Here is a 16,436-nt window from a genome sequence, read left to right as displayed (position 1 = left end):
TCCTTCGGAGTCAAGACTCCCAACAACCCGAGCGCGATCGCCGCGCCCATTGCCGTAACAGCCAGAGGAATGAGCTCGGTAGCGAACAGAAACGCCGCTACTGCGAGAACCCCCAGTGTTATCATTGCTGCATCCATAGAAACATCTCCTATCATACAGTTCTTTTTTAGTTTCCGCTGCGTATTTCGGAAACTTTCTTTCGACAGAATTCTTAATTCTCTCTCTTTTTAGATTTTCCTGCTTATCTTGGATTAGAATTACGATAGAAAATTTCATGGAAAGAATGCATGAAAGTAATAACCCTTGATCTGCAAGGGGTAGCGGGTGCAAAAGAGATACAAACGTACATCTTTAACATTATGAAAAATACATGGAAGGCGGGATAAAATGGAAATGAGGTTGACAACTATAGTTGCATTTAATTATACTGCAATGGCAATTTATTGATAAAACTTTATAAGCAGATGCGGTGCCCAAACGGGCATAACAGGGAAATCGGTGCAACTCCGATGCGGTCCCGCCGCTGTGATGTTGAGAACGTCTCACTACGCCACTGGTTCGCCGGGAAGACGAGACGGACGATGATGCAGAGCCAGAAGACCTACCGCGTCTCGTACATTGGGATATGCGCCCCGTGGGGGGAGACGCATGCCCTCTGCATCCTGCGATGGACAGGACGGCAGGCTTTTTTCGTGTGAGAGAGGCTCCGTCTGCGGCAGGATGGAGTTTTTTTATTGAAGCTTTGGTGTATCTTTAAGGAGGAAAATGGGAATGACGAAGAGAAAGCTGGCACTCGCAGTTGCTCTGGCAGCGGCAGGTTCGGTCTGGATGGGAGCGGCAAGCGCTGCGGAGAAGACGGAGGCGATGGACTCCTACGAGCTCGCACCCGTCGATGTGGAGGGACAGCGTCCGGCGGAGGAGAATACCGCAGAAGGCGTCTTTGTTGCGCGTGAGGGCAGTGTCGGCATCCTCGGGGACAAAGACACGATGGAGACGCCGTTCACAACGACAAACATCACACAGGAGACAATCAAGTCGTTCGGCGACCCGAGTCAGCCGCTCGACAGCGTCCTTGCGGTTTCGCCGTCCGTGCGCGCAACGGGCAGCGTTCTGCACAACGACTTCCAGCTGCGCGGTTTCCGCTCGAACGGCAGCAGCAGCTACGTCAACGGTATCCCCGATATGTTCACGCAATTCAACGCGCCGACGTACGTCGTTGACAGTGTGGACATTGTCTCGGGTCCCAACAGCGGACTCTCGGGGAACGGCACACATTACGAGTCCAACGCGGCGGGCGGCATGGTGAACTTTGTGACGAAGCGCGCGGGTTATGAGCCGCTCACGCGCCTCACGCTGACACACTCCGGCCAGGGCATGGGCGGCGCGTATTTCGATCTCGCCCGTCGTTTTGGCGGGGATAAGAACTGGGGCGCACGCCTCATGGCAGAGAAGGTGGATGGCGAGACGGCGGTCGACGGGCAGAAGGTGAAGTCCGCGAGCATCTACGTCAACATCGACCACGAGGACGCAAAGAGCAAGACGAACTTCTTCACGGGCTACCGTCAGAACGAGGTGGTTGGCGGACAGCGCTGGTTCAAACTCGGCGGCGGTGTGACGCGATTCCCCGCCGTGCCGAAGGCATCACGCAGCTACGCATTCAACGGCATGGATAAGTCATCCTACGGATGGCTGATGACCCTCAACCATGAGCAGAAATTCGCGAAGGACTGGAAGTATTTCATCAACGCGGGCACGATGGAGAACAAGCTGAATCAGAATGTCATGTATCGCTTCAGTGCGATTACCCTGCTGAACGATTCGGGAGACTTCAAAATGGAGCAGCAGCAGACGACGACCCCGCAGAAGGCACACTACCTCCAGCTCGGGGTCAGCGGTAAGCTGCGTGCGGGTATCACGGAGCATGATTTGACGCTTGCCGTGGATCGCGCATGGCGTGAGCGCTCGGCGGCAAAGGCAGGCAGCAGGATCTCCAACCTTGGTACGGGCAATATCTATACGGGCATCATCAACCAAATTCGGCAGCCGCATACGGACTATGAGCCGTATCTCGCCAATAAGACGAAGACAAAGGGCATTTCGCTTGTGGACTCTATCACGGTGAACAAGTGGAACGCGCTCCTCGGTATCCACTACCACTCCTCGGACGCAACCACGTATAACACGGCAGGAAGAACGACCTCGCATGTCATTGCGAGCGCCACGACACCGACGTATGCGCTTACGTACCGTCCCACGGACAAGATTTCGGTCTACGGCAGCCATGCGGAGTACTTTGAGTCGGGGACGATTGTCGGCAGCGCATATCACAACAACAACGCGATTCTGCCGCCGGCAAAGACAAAGCAGAACGAGATCGGCGTAAAGTATGCGAACAGGGACATGCTCTACACACTCGCGTTCTTCGATATCGAGCAGGCGAACAACATCCGCGTCGACCGCGGCGGACTTGCCTATCTTGAGCAGAACGGCAAGCTGCGCCACCGGGGCATCGAGCTGGGCATTGCCGGCAAGATCGCACCGAAGTGGTCTCTGGCACTTGGCGCGGCCTATATGAATGCGTTCTATGATAAGACGGCGGGCGGCGCGAGAGACGGTGTGACGGAGGACGGACAGCCGCGCTGGAATGGGACCCTTATGGCGAGCTATGCGGCGGACGACAAGTTCAGCGCATTCGCACGCATGACGTATACGGGCGGTGCCTACATCCTCTATGAGAAGTTCAAATCCCCGTCGACCACGGTGCTCGATCTCGGCATGACCTATCGGACGAACTTCGGCAGCGTACCCGCCACGATCGGGCTGACCATCTACAATGCCCTGAACAAGGAGTACTGGATGGTCTCGCGCGGCGACAACAACCTCTATCTCTCGACCCCGCGCACGATTGCACTGTCTGTTGCGATGGATCTCTAAGGAATTACAGATAAAGAAGAAAGGGCAGAAGGGACTTCTGCCCTTTTTGTCACAGAATGGAAAGGAGGGAAACCGATGCGATACCTGCGTGTCCTACTCCTGTTCGTCCTCCTCCTCGCTCTTGCGGGCTGCGGGCAAGGCGGCGAGCAGCGGGGGAGCGAGACAGGAAAAGCCGCAGATAATACGATCGTCCTCGCGGCATATCGTCATCTTGCGCCGGGCGAGAAGGACGGATTCTACTGCAGCCGTATTCTGAACGTCTGGGAGCCACTCATCACCGTGAATGAGGAGACGGGTGAACCTGCGCCCTGCCTTGCAGCCTCATGGGAGATGCAGGACGAGGGGCGCGTGTGGGTGTTCCGGCTGCGCGAGGGGGTACGGTTCCACGACGGCACAGACTTTACGGCACAGTCGGTTGTGGACAATCTGACATGGATGGGAAAAGCGGTGCGCACGTCCATCTTTTACCTGCACAATATCAATCTCTACTATCCCCATCTCGAACGTGCGGAGGCGCTCGATGCGCATACCCTGCGCCTGACATTTTCGCAGCCGAACATCAATCAGATCTACAATATGATGAATTTCGGCAGTGCGATCTATGCGCCCTCCTGTCTCGCGGATGACGGCGGCTTTACGGGGACAGCGCTCGGAACGGGGCCGTTCCGCATTGCGGAGAACGTAAAGGATCGCTATGTCGTGCTGGAGCGCAATGAAGACTATTACGGAGAGAAGGCGCGTGCGCAGCGCATCATCGTACGCAGCATCCCGAGTGCGGACGTGCGCTTCGCCGCGCTCAAGGCGGAGGAGATCATGGGCGTCATGGATATCAGCGCCATGCCGCCTGTACTCGCGGATGAGCTGGCGCAGGATGAGCGCTTTGCCGTCTCGGTCAGCCCCTCGATCATGGTGCGCTATCTCGCGTTCAATGGCAAGAAGCCGCCGTTCGACGATGTGCGCATGCGCCGCGCCGTGAGTCTCCTGCTCGACCGCCGTCAGCTCGTGGACGCGCTCTACCTCGGCTATGCGCAGCCGACGGTAAACATCCTCAGCGTATCCAGTCCGTTTTACCGCGACTTCCCTGTTGTGCAGAATGTGGCGGAGGCAAAACGGCTCGCGCGTGAGGTGCTTGGGGATCGGCGTATGGAGATTGTCTACATGGTGAACGGTGCCGATCCCATCCAAAAGGGGGAGGCAGAACTGATTGCCTACTGGCTCGCAGAGCTCGGCCTGGATGTCCGCATCGAGGCACTGGAGCAGGCGATGCAGCTCGCCGCCCTGCGGCGTGGAGACTATCACATCGCACGTGCACAGCAAGGACTGCCAAATGGGGATCCGATCTATATCTTCGAGGCATTCTTTATGCCGAAGGGGGCACGCAACAAGGCAATGTCGCTCGGCTATGAGAATCCCGAGGTACAGCGGCTGCTGAAGGATCTCTCGACCGAGACGGATCCGGCTGTGCGTCGGGCGGCATTCGATCGTCTGCAGGAGATCGGCGTGGAGGATCAGCCGGTTGCCCCACTCTATTTCGATGAAAACATTGTGGTTTACAACGCAGCGCGGCTTACGGGCTACCGTGCGCTGCGCTATGGGGTATCTCTCGCGGAGGTAGGATGGCGATGACAATGCTTCAGCGATATATTTGCCGCCGTCTGCTCGGGATTGTTCCCGTGCTGCTCGGCATCAGTCTGCTTTCGTTCGTCCTTGCACAGCTCTCGCCGGGCGATCCTGCGCAGATCATTCTCGAAAGTGCAGGCGGGGTACCGAAGGAGGCGGATGTCGAAGCACTGCGCTCCTATCTCGGGTTGGATGAACCTGCCTATGTGCAGTATGGACTCTGGCTGTGGCGGCTCCTGCATGGCGACGGCGGCATCTCCTATCATCTGGGGATGCCCGTCTTCGATGCGCTGCTGGCGCGTCTGCCAGTGACGTTTGCCCTTGCGCTTGCGGCGCTCGTTTGGGCGGTCGTCTTTGGCATTGGACTGGGTCTCCTCATGGCGCGTCTGCGCGGAACGATTTGGGAGGTGCTCATGCGCGGCATGACGCAGATCATGCTCTCTGCACCGTCGTTTCTCACGGCGATCCTCCTCATCCTCGTCTTTGGCGTATGGCTGCACGTCCTGCCGACAAACGGCGTGGAGTCGGCGGCAGGATACATTCTGCCGTCACTCGCACTCGCGCTTGTGACGCTCGCCATGACTGCACAGCTCCTCGACAGTCAGCTGCGCGATGCGCTTGGCTCGTTCTATGCACAGACGGCACGTCTGCGCGGACTCTCTGAGGCGCGTGTGCTGCTGACCTGCGCACTGCCAAATGCGCTCGTTCCCGTGACGGCGATGCTCGGCAATTTCTTCGCGGCGGTGCTCGGCGGGGCGATCATTGTGGAGACGGTCTTTGCGCTCCCGGGGATCGGCTCGCTTGCACTTGAGGCGATCCACTACCGCGACTATCCGCTGCTGCAGGGCTATGTGCTGTTCCTCGGGGCGATCTATGTGGGCGTGACAATCGTCGTGGATATTGTGCTCGCGCACATGGATCCGCGCATCGTGCTGGGAGGTGAGCGGTGATGGAGCGGTATACGGGCGCAGCTGCCCTCATCGTGCTCGCGTGCATTGTACTTTCTGGTATCTTTGCTCCGCAGCTCGCACCGATGAATCCGTTCGAGCCAAATATGGCGATCCGTCTGCAAGGGCCTACGGCGGCGCATCTCCTTGGGACGGATGCGCTCGGACGCGATCTCCTCAGCCGTATGCTCTACGGGGGGCGCAGTGCGCTCCTATTGTCGCTCGTCTCGACGGTGCTCGCGCTTGGTATTGGAACGGTCGTGGGCGTGCTTGCGGGATACTTCGGCGGACGGGTAGATGATGTGCTGACAACGGTGAGCAATGTCTTTCAGGGGATCCCGGGCATCAGTTTCATGGTGGCGGTGGCGGGCTTTGTCGGCCCCGGTGTCACGGGGCTCCTGCTCGCACTCGTTGTCGGGTCGTGGGCGGGGTTCTCGCGCATTGTGCGGGCGGAGGTCATGCAGCGTGCAGCAGAGCCGTATGTGGAGCATCTGCGGGTGCTCGGCTGCGATAATGGGCGTGTGATCCTGCGTCACATCCTGCCCGCACTCGGCGGGACACTGCTCGTGCTCGGCACCCTGCGCCTCGGGCGCGGTGTGCTCGCCATCGCAGGACTCAGCTTCCTCGGGCTCGGCGTGCAGCCGCCGACACCGGACTGGAGCACGATGATCAGCGATGCCATGCTCTACTATCGTCAGGCACCGCATCTCATCATCGTGCCGGGCGCGGCGATTGTCCTCCTCGTCAGCTCGCTCAATATGGTCGGGCAGCTGCTGCGCCACCGCTTTGATGTGCGGCAGGAGGTGCGCGGATGACGGATATGCAGAGACAGGGCTTTGCCGTACGTGATTTGACCGTGCGCTATGTCGATGGGAACGCGGGTATGACCGCGCTCGATCATGTGAGTGCAGACTTTCCGGCAGGCGGCGTGACGGCGATCATCGGGGAGAGCGGCAGCGGGAAGTCGACGCTCGGCCAGGCGCTCTTCGGTGCGCTGCCCGCAGGAGCGGAGATCACGGGACAGGTGCTGTTTGACGGCGTAGATGTGACTGCCCTTGGTCAGGAGGAACTGCGCCGCCATTACTGGGGAAAACGCTGGGGCATCGTCCCACAGCTGCCGCGCGCGGCGCTGAGTCCCGTGCACCGCATCGAACGACAGATGGCAGACGTGCGGCGCGGCGCGGGGCGTCCGACGTGGGATACGGCACAGTACGAGGCACGCCTCGCGCGGTTTGGCTTTGACGATCCCATGCGTGTTCTGCGTTCCTATCCGCACGAGCTCTCGGGCGGGATGCTGCAGCGTGTCCTCTGTGCGATGGCGGATGCGGGTGAACCGGAGTATATCCTCGCGGATGAGCCGACGAAGGGGCTTGACCCCGCCGTCTGGCAAATGGTCGCAGACAACCTGCGGCATCTCGCTGACCGCACGGGCGTCTCCCTCCTCCTCATCACGCACGACATTCCGCTCGCGCGGCAGCTTGCAGACCGCGTCATCGTCATGCAGGCGGGGCAGATCGTGGAGCAGGGCACAGACGTCTGGACGCATCCGACGCATCCCTATACGCGTGCGTATTTCGCCGCGCAGCCGGAGTTTCTCACGGTGAAAAAGGGGGCGTGCCCTGCGTCTGTGACGGGGCAGGCGGATGGCAAAAACGCCCAAGGGGAGGCCGCCGTCCTTGTAGCGGACAATGTTGTGAAGCTCATGCGCGACCGCGCGAGCGGGCAGGAGATGCGCGTCCTCGATGGGTGCAGCCTCACCGTCGCAGAGGGAAGCGCCGTTGGCCTCGAGGGAAAGAGCGGGGCGGGCAAGAGTACGCTCGTGCGCATCCTGCTCGGTCTGCTGCGTCCAGACGGCGGCAGTGTCCGCTGGCAGGAGCGTGACATCGGCAGTCTTGCGCGTGCGGAGATGCTTGCGTTTCGGCGCAGCGTCCAGCTCGTCGCGCAGAACCCGGAGCAGGCATTTGATCCGCGCCTGACGATCGGCGCGAGCCTCTCCGAGGTGTTTTCGATTCATCCGACACTGCTCAATGAAGGGCGCTTGGCACAGGAGCGCATTGCAGATGGTCTCGCGGCGGTGGAACTGACAGAGCGTGTCCTTACACGTCAGCCGCATGAACTCTCGGGCGGGGAGCTGCAGCGTGCGGCGATTGCGCGGGCGCTGCTCATGGAGCCGCGCATCCTGCTGCTCGATGAGCCGACGACCATGCTCGACGTCTCCATCCAGGCACAGATCATGAAGCTGCTTTTGCAGCTGCGGGAGGAGCGGCATCTCGGCATGCTGCTCATCTCGCATGACCGTCCGCTGCTCACATGTTTTGCCGATGAAATTCATGTTTTGGAGGCGGGAAAGGTGCGGTAAAATGCATTAAGCCGTCAGGGAATCAAGGAAGGAAATGAAACAGATGAAGAAGAAACAGTTGACCGCGGCCATTATGACGGCACTTATGACGTTGAGTGCCTCTGCCTATGCCGCAGAGCAGACGACGTCGATGGACTCCTACGAGCTTGCTCCCGTCGATGTCGAGGGCCAGAGGCAGGCAGCGGTCGCGGGCGGCCTTGTCAGCACCGAGGCGCGCATGGGTATCATGGGTGATGTCAGCGTTATGGGCATTCCCTACTCGATGCAGAGCATGACGGCGAAGGCGATTGAGACCTATGGAGATCCGAGTCAGCCGCTCGCCAACGTGCTGGCGAACAACCCGTCCATCCGTTCGAGCACGAGCTCGCCGATGTATACGGACTTCTCCATGCGCGGCATCAATATGAACGGCAACCACTTCATGCTGAACGGCGTGCCGAGCCTGTTCTACCAGTTCACAACGCCGCCCGCACACATCATCGAGCGCATGGACATCACGTCCGGGCCGAATGCTGCGGTCAACGGCGTGAGCATGTCGAACAACGGCACGAACAGCGGTGCAACGCCTGCGCCCGGCACGATCAACGCCGTGACGAAGCGTGCAGCCAATGCGCCGATCACGAAGTACACGCAGGTGATCTCTGGTCGTTCCACGGCGGGCGAGTACATCGACATTGGCCGCCGGTTCGGCAAGGATAACGCATGGGGCGTACGCGTGAACGGTGAGATGCTCCAGGGCGGTCTTGCGCTGCCGGGGGCGAAGATTGACAGCAAGGACTTCTTCGTCAACATCGATCACCGCGGCAAGCGGAGCATGACGAATCTCTTCTTCGGCTACTGGGATCACAATATCGATGGGGCGCAGCGCTGGTTTACCTACAGCGGAAATGGGCGTGAGCTGCCGACGGCGCCGAACGCGAAGACGAGCTATGACTTCCCGGAGACGTGGAAGCGCATGTATGTAAAGGTGCTGACGCTCAACCACGAGCAGAAACTCAGCGATACGTGGAAGGCGTTCTTTAACATGGGCTATTCGTTCCGTGACGGGACGAAGATGAACTCGGGTGCGAACCTGCAGTTCGATACGAATGGAAATTTCACGAATACAAACCGCTCGAATGCACAGAACGAGTCGGGGAAGAATATGTACCTGCAGCTCGGTGTAGCGGGCGAGGTCTCGACGGGGGATGTGAAGCACAATCTCGCCCTTTCGGTCGATCGTTCGCGTGCACAGTATTGGAATGCGAACGGCTACGGGGCTCGCGGCCTTTACGGCGGCAATCTCTATGACGGCATCACCTTTGGTGCAGGATTCTACCCGCTGCCGGCGATGCCTACGCAAAAGGCTCAGTGGAGCGAGACGAACGTCGGCATCTCTCTTATGGATACCATGACGTTTGGCAAGTGGAATGTCCTGCTCGCTGCGACGCACAAGCATGAGTATCTGAAAAATCATACGAACAACACAGTGATCCGCAACAACAACATCCTGCCGACGTGGGGACTGACCTATCATCCAACCACGAATACAGCCATCTACTACGGGCATACGGAGAGCTTCTCCCGCGGCTTTGTTGTTACGGATAGCAAGTATGTGAACAAGGGCGATGTTATGGATCCGGTCAAGAGCAAGCAGAACGAGATCGGTGTGAAGTATGAGAACAAGGGGTTGCTGACGACGTTCTCCCTGTTCCAGATCGATGAAGCGAACCGCTACGATCAGGACGCCGGTGCGGGAAAGTTCCGCTATGTAGCCGATGGCAAGAACATCTACCGCGGTGCGGAGCTGACGGTGAACGGGCAGATCGCCCCGCGCCTGACGGCGACAGGCGGCGTGCTCTATCTCGATGCGGAGCGCGATAAGACACAGGGCGGCGCGAAGGACGGCTTCTTCGTCAACGGCGCTGCGAAGTGGAGCACTGTACTGGGCCTGAACTATGACCTCAGTGATCAGCTGAGCCTCATCGGTCGTCTGAACTGGATGGGCAAGTCCTACATCGACAGCCGCGGACCTGGTGCACGCACGGAGATCCCCTCCTATGCGACCGTAGACTTTGGCATGAAGTACCGCACACAGCTCGACGGCATGCCGCTCGATCTGAGCCTCATGTGCTACAACGCGACGAACCGCAGCTACTGGATGGGACGCGGCGGCTCGACCACGTTCGGCCTCTCGATGCCCCGCACGATCATGTTCTCTGCGGCGCTCAGCATGTAATAGAATTGGACAGGGGGAGGTCATTCGAATGAGCGGAGAACAGCGCCTCTCGGCGGAGCACCTCACCTTCGGCTACCGCCGCGATGTACGGCGTGCAGACGTGCGTCACCGTCGAGGACGGAGCGAAACATGTGCGGCTGCTGAAGGATGGATAGGAAAGGGGATATGATGCAAATACAACGTGTGCCCGCGCTCGTGCTTTGCGTGATGCTTCTGCTCGCCGTCCTCGGCTGCGGCGGCGCTCCGGCAGAGCGGGTGGGCAGCTATGAGGTGACCGATGCGCAGGGGCATGTGGTCACGTTCGAGAAGAAGCCCGTGCGCGTGCTGAACTATGCGCTCTGGCTGGATGATGTCGTGCTCGGCCTCGTGCCTTCGGAGCGCCTCGTCGGCATCGATCATCTGGCGGATGATCCGAACAGCTCGAATATCGTAGGGATTGCGGAGCAGATTCCTGTGAAGCTGAACCAGCCGTCGGCAGAGCAGGTCATGGCATTGCGCCCCGATGTGGTCTTTCTCGATGCGGGCAGAGATGCCGCAGTCGCGGAGAGCCTGCGCGATCTCGGGATACGGGTCGTTGCGTGTGAGAAGCCGCGCTCTGCGGACGAGGTACGCGCTGCTGTCCGGCTCGTCGCCGCTGCGCTCGGCGAGGAGGAGAAGGGGGGCGCACTCATCGCTGCCTACGATGCGGCGTGCCAGACGCTTGCCGATCGCGTGGCGGCGATTCCGCCCGCAGAGCGAAAGACGGTGCTCGTGATCTCGATGTCGCCGACGTTCGGGAATAGGGGCGGACTGTTCGACCATCTCTGCACGATGGCGGGGGTTGTCAATGGCGCAGCAGAGATCGGGCTTGAGGAGGGGCAGTCGCTGACGAAGGAGCACATCCTCGCGGTGAATCCCGATGTCCTGATCGTGCCCGTGTGGAACGACCACGGCAGCTATGACATTGACAAGTTCAACCGTGAGTACTTGGATGATCCTGCGCTGCAGACGGTGCAGGCAATCCGCACGCAGCAGATTGTGCGCCCGCATGAGGGCTATATCTACAACGCCTCGCAGGATATGGTGTTCGGTGCACAGGACATCGCACACCTCGCTTACGGGAATTTGATCGAGCAGCCCGTGGGGCGGCATCTGACGGTGGCGGAATAAAAGAGTTGTATGTTCAAGGAGAATTTATGAAAAAGAAACAGTGGATGACAGGTCTTGCGTGTGCGCTCTGTGCGCTTCCAATGACAACGCAGGCAGCAGAGATGGACGAGGCACAGAATGTTGTGACGACGGCGGATATCAACGTGACGGCGCAGGGCTATGAGAAGGAGACACTCATGACCCCGGCGGACACGACGGTCTATACCGCCGAAGAGCTGAAGAAAACAGGTGCGCGCGATGTGATCTCCGCGCTGAAGTTCAAGAACGGCGTGCATTTTACGAGCATGGGGCCTGACGGGCAGACGTGGATCACGGGGAATGCGGGTACGAATCTGCGCGGCATCGAGAACGGGACGCTCGTCCTCATCGACGGCGTGCCCGCCTCGTTCAACAATGTGAGTCATCTCGATATGATGAGTCTCGATGCGGTGGAGCGTGTGGAAGTCGTGAAGGGCGGCGGCTCCGTGCTCTACGGCTCCGAGGCGTTCGGCGGCACGATCAACGTCATCACGAAGGCCTCGTACAAGAACACGGTGCGTGCTGCTGCGGGTGACCGCGGACAGCGGGACTATGCCGCGACCATTGATCTCGGCAAGGTCGGTGTCGCTGTCAGCCGCTCGTACTACGGAAAGACTGGTAATCTAACGGATCGAATGGGGAATCTGAAGATCAATGGGACGCAGACGCCCTATATGGTCGGCTTTGGAAAGAGCCGTAAAGACCACGTGAATCTAACGTACAAGATCAATGACGCGATGCGCCTCTCCTATACGTACAGCGGCAAGAATCACTCCATTCATTACAATGATGCGGCAGGGAATATCCTCAAGTATTTCAAGTACGACGACGATGAGCATTTTGCGAATTTCAGCTATCAGGATAAAAAGGGGTGGTCGGGCAGCGCGTACTACAATCTCCGCTCAATCTCGAACCCCGATTGGTTTATCGTGAATCCAAGCACCGTGGAGTGGGAGAAGAGCCATCATCGCCACTACGGCGCGGAGGCGAAGAAGGTCTGGAAAGACGATGTGAGTACAACTCTCGTTGGGGTCTCGGCGAAGCGGCAGACCTATGTCAACCAGAACGAGAAGTATAGAAAGTATTTGGAGAGCGACAGTGTTCTAAAGCCCTACGCGAAGTTCGGCCCCTACGGGATGAATGAATACGCGCTGACCGCATCCTATGACCGCGACCTCAGCCCCGTGACGGCGGCGATTGTCAGTATGCGTCAGGACTGGGTGAACTCCTCAGCGGGCGACTACAGCGCCTTTCTCCCGCAGCTGCAGCTGACGACACGCCTCAGCCGTGACAGTGCAGTCTATGCGAGCGTTGGGAAGTTCTTCCGCATGCCAAACTTCCGCAATCTCTACTACGCGAGTTCGGTCATGGTACCGAATCCGAACCTGAGTCCCGAGTCCGGCTGGAACTATGAGGCGGGATATAAGTACGACGGCAAGGGACGACGCTTCACCGCGACGGTATTCCATACGAGCGTGCGTGACCAGATCGTCGGAGTGAAAGGCAGTGACGGCAAGAGCTATCAGACGAATGCCGCGTCCTATCAGAACACGGGGCTGGAGATGTCCTATGCACAGGATGTCGATGCCCATGTCTCGTTCAATACCGGCTTTAGCGTCGGGAATCCGAAGCGCAAGTACAAGGCGGGACAGGACTTCGTGCGTGCGCTCGGACGGTATCAGCTGATCGCGGGCGTGAACTACGAGAACCGCGATCTTACGGCGGCACTGAATCTCAGCTACTGGGGAGATCGGGGGTACAACGGCACAAGCGGCGAGCGCGTAACCTTTACAACGATCTCCGGCAATCTCTTCACCTCCAATCTCCACGTTGCCTATCGCTTCACACCAGAGCTTACAGGCACGTTCGATGTGGATAACCTCTTCAACCGACGCGACTACACGAACAGCGGAAGATATTACACGGTTGGCCGTGCCTTCCTCGTCGGTCTGAACTACGTTTTCTGATTGGCTTCCCGTATATGAGAGCACCCCGATGGCGTTTGCCGTCGGGGTGCTTGCGTTACGGATGGAGTTTTTCAAATCGGTATTTCTGCGCAGCATCTGGATATTTTGCACGGTCGACCTCGCTCAGGAACATGGCGAGCGGGCGCGCATAGATGCCGTATGTCCCGTAGAGCGCCTGATAGACGACGAGCTGCTCGCCGGTTTCGGTGTGTTCAGCGATGGTCTCGATGCGGTAGAGGTTCTGTTTGAAATGGCGCCAAATCTCTCCGTGGCGCGGGGTTTCTCTGGTCATGGCTCAGCTCCTTTTCGCCTGCTTCTGCATACGATTATAGAGCGGTGCGGGGCAGATGTAAATGGGCTGCGAAAATTCAGGGCTTTCGCCGAGCAGCAGATTCGTGTAGAATGGAGAAAAAGTATGTACAGGAGGAAATGCGATGAAGATTGTTGTACTCGACGGCTATGCCGAGAATCCGGGGGACATCAGCTGGGCGCCGCTCGAGGCACTGGGAGAGCTGACGGCCCATGACCGCACGTCTCTCACAGAGTCGCCGCTGATCGCACAGCGCATCGGCGATGCGGAGATCGCCGTGACGAACAAGACACCGATCACGCGTGCGGTGATCGATGCCTGTCCGAACCTCAAAGCCATCGCCGTACTCGCGACGGGCTACAATGTCGTGGACACGGTCTATGCGCGTGAGAAAAGCATCCCCGTCATGAACGTGCCTGTCTATGGTACGGACAATGTCGCGCAATATGCGATCGCGCTGCTCCTCGAGGCGTGTTCCCACATCGGGCATCACGACCGCTCGGTACACGCAGGGGATTGGACGAAGAGCATTGATTTTTGCTACTGGCAGCGTCCTCTCATCGAGGTCAGCGGCAAGACGGCAGGCATCATCGGCTTCGGCCGCATCGGCATGGCAGTCGCCCGCATCCTGCGTGCAATGAATGTCCGTGTGCTCGCCTACAGCAGGACGGAACGCGCGGAGGGGCGCACACTGGCGGACTATGTGCCGCTCGATGACCTCCTCACGCAGTCGGACTTTATCTTCCTGCATTGCCCGCTCACGCCCGAGACCGATGGGATCATCAGCGCAGCGAACATCGCGAAAATGAAGGACGGCGTCATCATCGTCAACAACGGGCGCGGCCAGCTCATCGTGGAGGCGGATCTGGCGGCAGCGCTCACGAGCGGCAAGCTCGGCGGGGCGGCGGTGGATGTTGCCTCGACCGAGCCGATTGCGGCAGACAATCCGCTCCTGCACGCGCCGAACTGCATCATCACGCCGCATATCTCGTGGGCGACGAAGGAGGCACGCGAGCGCATCATGCAGATGACGGCGGACAATGTGAGAGCGTTTATGGATGGGACGCCGACAAATGTCGTGAACTGAGAGCCGAGGCGGCGAAAAGCCCGTGGTGCAAGTATATCCACGGGCGAAAATATGTTTGTATTTTCCGATTTGCTATAGTATACTGTGATCGAAACGTCCTTGGGCGGGTGCAGCCCGCGGCGGTGTCTTTCCCCCGAAAGGGGGTGAGTGAGATGACGGAAGCTGACGCAATCGTATTGCTTGTTGTGGCGACCGGGTACATTCTTGCGATAACCAAAAAGAAATAACCGCCCATTCTGACCAATGAGCGGTTGTTGTAAAACAATGAGCGATTATTAGGAAAGATGCCGTCATAGGACGTTTCTTTCTGTTACTATTATAACAGGCGACCACGCTTTTGACAAGCATGAATACGCTATGATGGGGAAAATGATTGTGGAAAAGGAGCGATCATCATGAATCTGCGCAGCGATGCCGATGCGATTATCAAGGAGGCTTTGGCGGCGGTTCTGCCCGATGCGGCGGTGAAAAAGGCGCTCGCGGGGCACACGTTCCCGCAGGGGCGCATTGTACTCATCGCGGTCGGCAAGGCGGCGTGGCAGATGGCGCAGGCGGTGGCGGACGTACTCGGCGAACGGATCGACGCGGGGCTTGTGATCACGAAATACGAGCATGTCATGGGCGAGATCCCGCGCGTACGGTGCATGGAGGCAGGGCATCCCGTCCCCGATGAGAACTCCTACGCGGCAACGCGTGAGGCGCTGCGCCTGACGGAGAACCTCACGGCAGAGGACACCGTGCTCTTCCTCCTCTCGGGCGGCGGCAGCGCGCTCTTCGAGCAGCCGCTCATCCCTGCAGATGAGCTGACCGAGCTGACACATCGGCTCCTGGCCTCGGGCGCCGACATCGTGGAGATGAACACCCTCAGAAAGCGCATGAGTGCGGTCAAGGGCGGACGGTTCGCAGAGCACTGCGCACCCGCACACGTCTTTTCCATCGTGCTCAGCGACATCATCGGTGACCCGCTCGACATGATCGCCTCGGGTCCCGCACACCCCGATGCCTCGACGGCGGCGGATGCGCACGCCATTGTGAAAAAATATGGGCTGCATCTCTCTCCGACGGCCACCGCACTCCTCGATGAACCCCTGCCGACGGCACTGCCGAACGTCACGACACAGATCACCGGCAGCGTGCGTGAGCTGTGTACCGCAGCGGCACGCGCGGCAGAGCAGCGCGGCTATACGCCCGTCCTCCTCACCGATCAGCTGGATATTGAGGCGCGCGCGGCGGGACGCTTCCTCGCGGCGATTGCACGCACGCACGCGGGAGACGGGGCTTCGTATGCGTACATCGCAGGCGGCGAGACCATCGTTCAGCTCAGGGGCAAGGGGCGCGGCGGACGCAATCAGGAGCTTGCACTTGCGGCATCGGACGGCATCGCAGGACTCGATAACGTCGCCGTATTCAGCATCGGCAGCGACGGCACCGATGGCCCGACCGATGCGGCGGGCGGCTACGTCGACGGCGGCACGGCGGCAGCACTTGCACGCGCGGAGAAGAGCGCAGCGGCAGCACTCGCCGAGAACGACGCCTATCCCACACTGAACGCCGTCGGCGGACTCATCAAAACGGGACCCACGGGCACGAACGTGAACGACGTGGCGGTTGTGCTGATACGGGGATGAAAAAACGATCGCTTACGGCGGAGAAGGCGATGGACGTGCTCGCGATTCCGCAGTCGGAGTGGAGCAGGTATAAGGCGATGCTGTGAACGATGATCCATAACATACGAAAAGACCCCGTCGGCGGTGTGCCGACGGGGTCTTTTCGTTTAGGGCATTTTCGTTAGACGCTCAGGGCGCCCCCACCGTCACGCTGTCGCGT

12 protein-coding genes, 1 pseudogene and 1 riboswitch are annotated in these 16,436 nt (G+C 59.3%); of the genes and pseudogenes, 11 read left to right on the top strand and 2 right to left on the bottom strand.

The genetic code is table 11. The annotated features are described in order from the left end of the window. Positions 1-137 (bottom strand): annotated as a pseudogene (locus HMPREF1992_RS11735) (SLC13/DASS family transporter); the annotation flags it as partial. A gap of 313 nt (positions 138-450) precedes the next feature. After that, positions 451-624, top strand: a riboswitch (cobalamin riboswitch). 147 nt (positions 625-771) lie between these two features. Here HMPREF1992_RS11735 and HMPREF1992_RS02880 point away from each other — a divergent pair. The 9 genes from HMPREF1992_RS02880 to HMPREF1992_RS02845 all read left to right on the top strand — a co-directional run bounded on the left by HMPREF1992_RS02880 (position 772) and on the right by HMPREF1992_RS02845 (position 13,212). Next, the gene (locus tag HMPREF1992_RS02880) at positions 772-2,934 is read left to right on the top strand and encodes a TonB-dependent siderophore receptor (RefSeq protein ID WP_037358277.1); all 2,163 of its coding nucleotides are present in this window, start codon (positions 772-774) and stop codon (positions 2,932-2,934) included. A 75-nt stretch (positions 2,935-3,009) separates the two neighbouring features. Continuing rightward, positions 3,010-4,560, top strand: coding sequence for an ABC transporter substrate-binding protein (locus HMPREF1992_RS02875; protein WP_021684317.1), 1,551 nt, complete (start codon positions 3,010-3,012; stop codon positions 4,558-4,560). Then, entirely contained in the window at positions 4,551-5,504 is a 954-nt protein-coding gene (locus HMPREF1992_RS02870) for an ABC transporter permease (protein ID WP_021684316.1), read from the top strand. The genes HMPREF1992_RS02875 and HMPREF1992_RS02870 overlap by 10 nt, the downstream gene beginning before the upstream one ends. Continuing rightward, positions 5,504-6,316: an ABC transporter permease gene (locus tag HMPREF1992_RS02865; RefSeq protein WP_021684315.1), complete on the top strand. Its 813-nt coding sequence runs from the start codon at positions 5,504-5,506 to the stop codon at positions 6,314-6,316. Before HMPREF1992_RS02870 ends, HMPREF1992_RS02865 begins: the two co-directional genes overlap by 1 nt. Further along, a complete protein-coding gene (locus HMPREF1992_RS02860) occupies positions 6,313-7,860 on the top strand; it encodes an ABC transporter ATP-binding protein (protein WP_021684314.1) in 1,548 nt (515 codons plus the stop codon). Before HMPREF1992_RS02865 ends, HMPREF1992_RS02860 begins: the two co-directional genes overlap by 4 nt. 43 nt (positions 7,861-7,903) lie before the next feature. Further along, a complete protein-coding gene (locus HMPREF1992_RS02855; RefSeq protein ID WP_037358294.1) occupies positions 7,904-10,078 on the top strand; it encodes a TonB-dependent siderophore receptor in 2,175 nt (724 codons plus the stop codon). A 28-nt stretch (positions 10,079-10,106) separates the two neighbouring features. Continuing rightward, a complete protein-coding gene (locus HMPREF1992_RS11455) occupies positions 10,107-10,247 on the top strand; it encodes a hypothetical protein (RefSeq protein WP_021684312.1) in 141 nt (46 codons plus the stop codon). Further along, positions 10,244-11,227: an ABC transporter substrate-binding protein gene (locus tag HMPREF1992_RS02850; RefSeq protein WP_037358273.1), complete on the top strand. Its 984-nt coding sequence runs from the start codon at positions 10,244-10,246 to the stop codon at positions 11,225-11,227. The genes HMPREF1992_RS11455 and HMPREF1992_RS02850 overlap by 4 nt, the downstream gene beginning before the upstream one ends. A gap of 26 nt (positions 11,228-11,253) precedes the next feature. After that, a complete protein-coding gene (locus HMPREF1992_RS02845; protein WP_021684310.1) occupies positions 11,254-13,212 on the top strand; it encodes a TonB-dependent siderophore receptor in 1,959 nt (652 codons plus the stop codon). A 55-nt stretch (positions 13,213-13,267) separates the two neighbouring features. On the opposite strand, the gene HMPREF1992_RS02840 is transcribed toward HMPREF1992_RS02845, so the two are convergent. Then, positions 13,268-13,504, bottom strand: coding sequence for a DUF1653 domain-containing protein (locus tag HMPREF1992_RS02840; RefSeq protein WP_021684309.1), 237 nt, complete (start codon positions 13,502-13,504; stop codon positions 13,268-13,270). 142 nt (positions 13,505-13,646) lie between these two features. Between HMPREF1992_RS02840 and HMPREF1992_RS02835 the strand changes: the two genes are divergently transcribed. Together HMPREF1992_RS02835 and HMPREF1992_RS02830 are read left to right on the top strand one after the other, a co-directional pair. After that, positions 13,647-14,609 (top strand): D-2-hydroxyacid dehydrogenase, encoded by a 963-nt coding sequence (locus HMPREF1992_RS02835; RefSeq protein WP_021684308.1) that lies wholly within the window; start codon positions 13,647-13,649, stop codon positions 14,607-14,609. Positions 14,610-15,004: 395 nt separating this feature from the next. Then, a complete protein-coding gene (locus HMPREF1992_RS02830) occupies positions 15,005-16,237 on the top strand; it encodes a glycerate kinase (protein WP_021684306.1) in 1,233 nt (410 codons plus the stop codon). Positions 16,238-16,436: the final 199 nt, after the last annotated feature.

Origin of the sequence: Selenomonas sp. oral taxon 892 str. F0426, from assembly GCF_000468035.1 — a bacterium.
In the GTDB taxonomy this organism is placed as follows: domain Bacteria; phylum Bacillota; class Negativicutes; order Selenomonadales; family Selenomonadaceae; genus Centipeda.
The sequence above is the reverse complement of the archived record's forward strand: the minus strand, read 5'-3'. Positions and strand labels throughout refer to the sequence as shown.

Bases quoted from the DNA above. Each gene is read 5' to 3' on its own strand.
- HMPREF1992_RS02855 (WP_037358294.1), top strand. From the start codon at position 7,904: ATGAAGAAGAAACAGTTGACCGCGGCCATTATGACGGCACTTATGACG.
- HMPREF1992_RS11455 (WP_021684312.1), top strand. From the start codon at position 10,107: ATGAGCGGAGAACAGCGCCTCTCGGCGGAGCACCTCACCTTCGGCTAC.
- HMPREF1992_RS02845 (WP_021684310.1), top strand. From the start codon at position 11,254: ATGAAAAAGAAACAGTGGATGACAGGTCTTGCGTGTGCGCTCTGTGCG.
- HMPREF1992_RS02875 (WP_021684317.1), top strand. From the start codon at position 3,010: ATGCGATACCTGCGTGTCCTACTCCTGTTCGTCCTCCTCCTCGCTCTT.
- HMPREF1992_RS02840 (WP_021684309.1), bottom strand. From the start codon at position 13,504: ATGACCAGAGAAACCCCGCGCCACGGAGAGATTTGGCGCCATTTCAAA.
- HMPREF1992_RS02835 (WP_021684308.1), top strand. From the start codon at position 13,647: ATGAAGATTGTTGTACTCGACGGCTATGCCGAGAATCCGGGGGACATC.
- HMPREF1992_RS02870 (WP_021684316.1), top strand. From the start codon at position 4,551: ATGGCGATGACAATGCTTCAGCGATATATTTGCCGCCGTCTGCTCGGG.
- HMPREF1992_RS02830 (WP_021684306.1), top strand. From the start codon at position 15,005: ATGAATCTGCGCAGCGATGCCGATGCGATTATCAAGGAGGCTTTGGCG.
- HMPREF1992_RS02880 (WP_037358277.1), top strand. From the start codon at position 772: ATGACGAAGAGAAAGCTGGCACTCGCAGTTGCTCTGGCAGCGGCAGGT.
- HMPREF1992_RS02865 (WP_021684315.1), top strand. From the start codon at position 5,504: ATGGAGCGGTATACGGGCGCAGCTGCCCTCATCGTGCTCGCGTGCATT.
- HMPREF1992_RS02850 (WP_037358273.1), top strand. From the start codon at position 10,244: ATGATGCAAATACAACGTGTGCCCGCGCTCGTGCTTTGCGTGATGCTT.
- HMPREF1992_RS02860 (WP_021684314.1), top strand. From the start codon at position 6,313: ATGACGGATATGCAGAGACAGGGCTTTGCCGTACGTGATTTGACCGTG.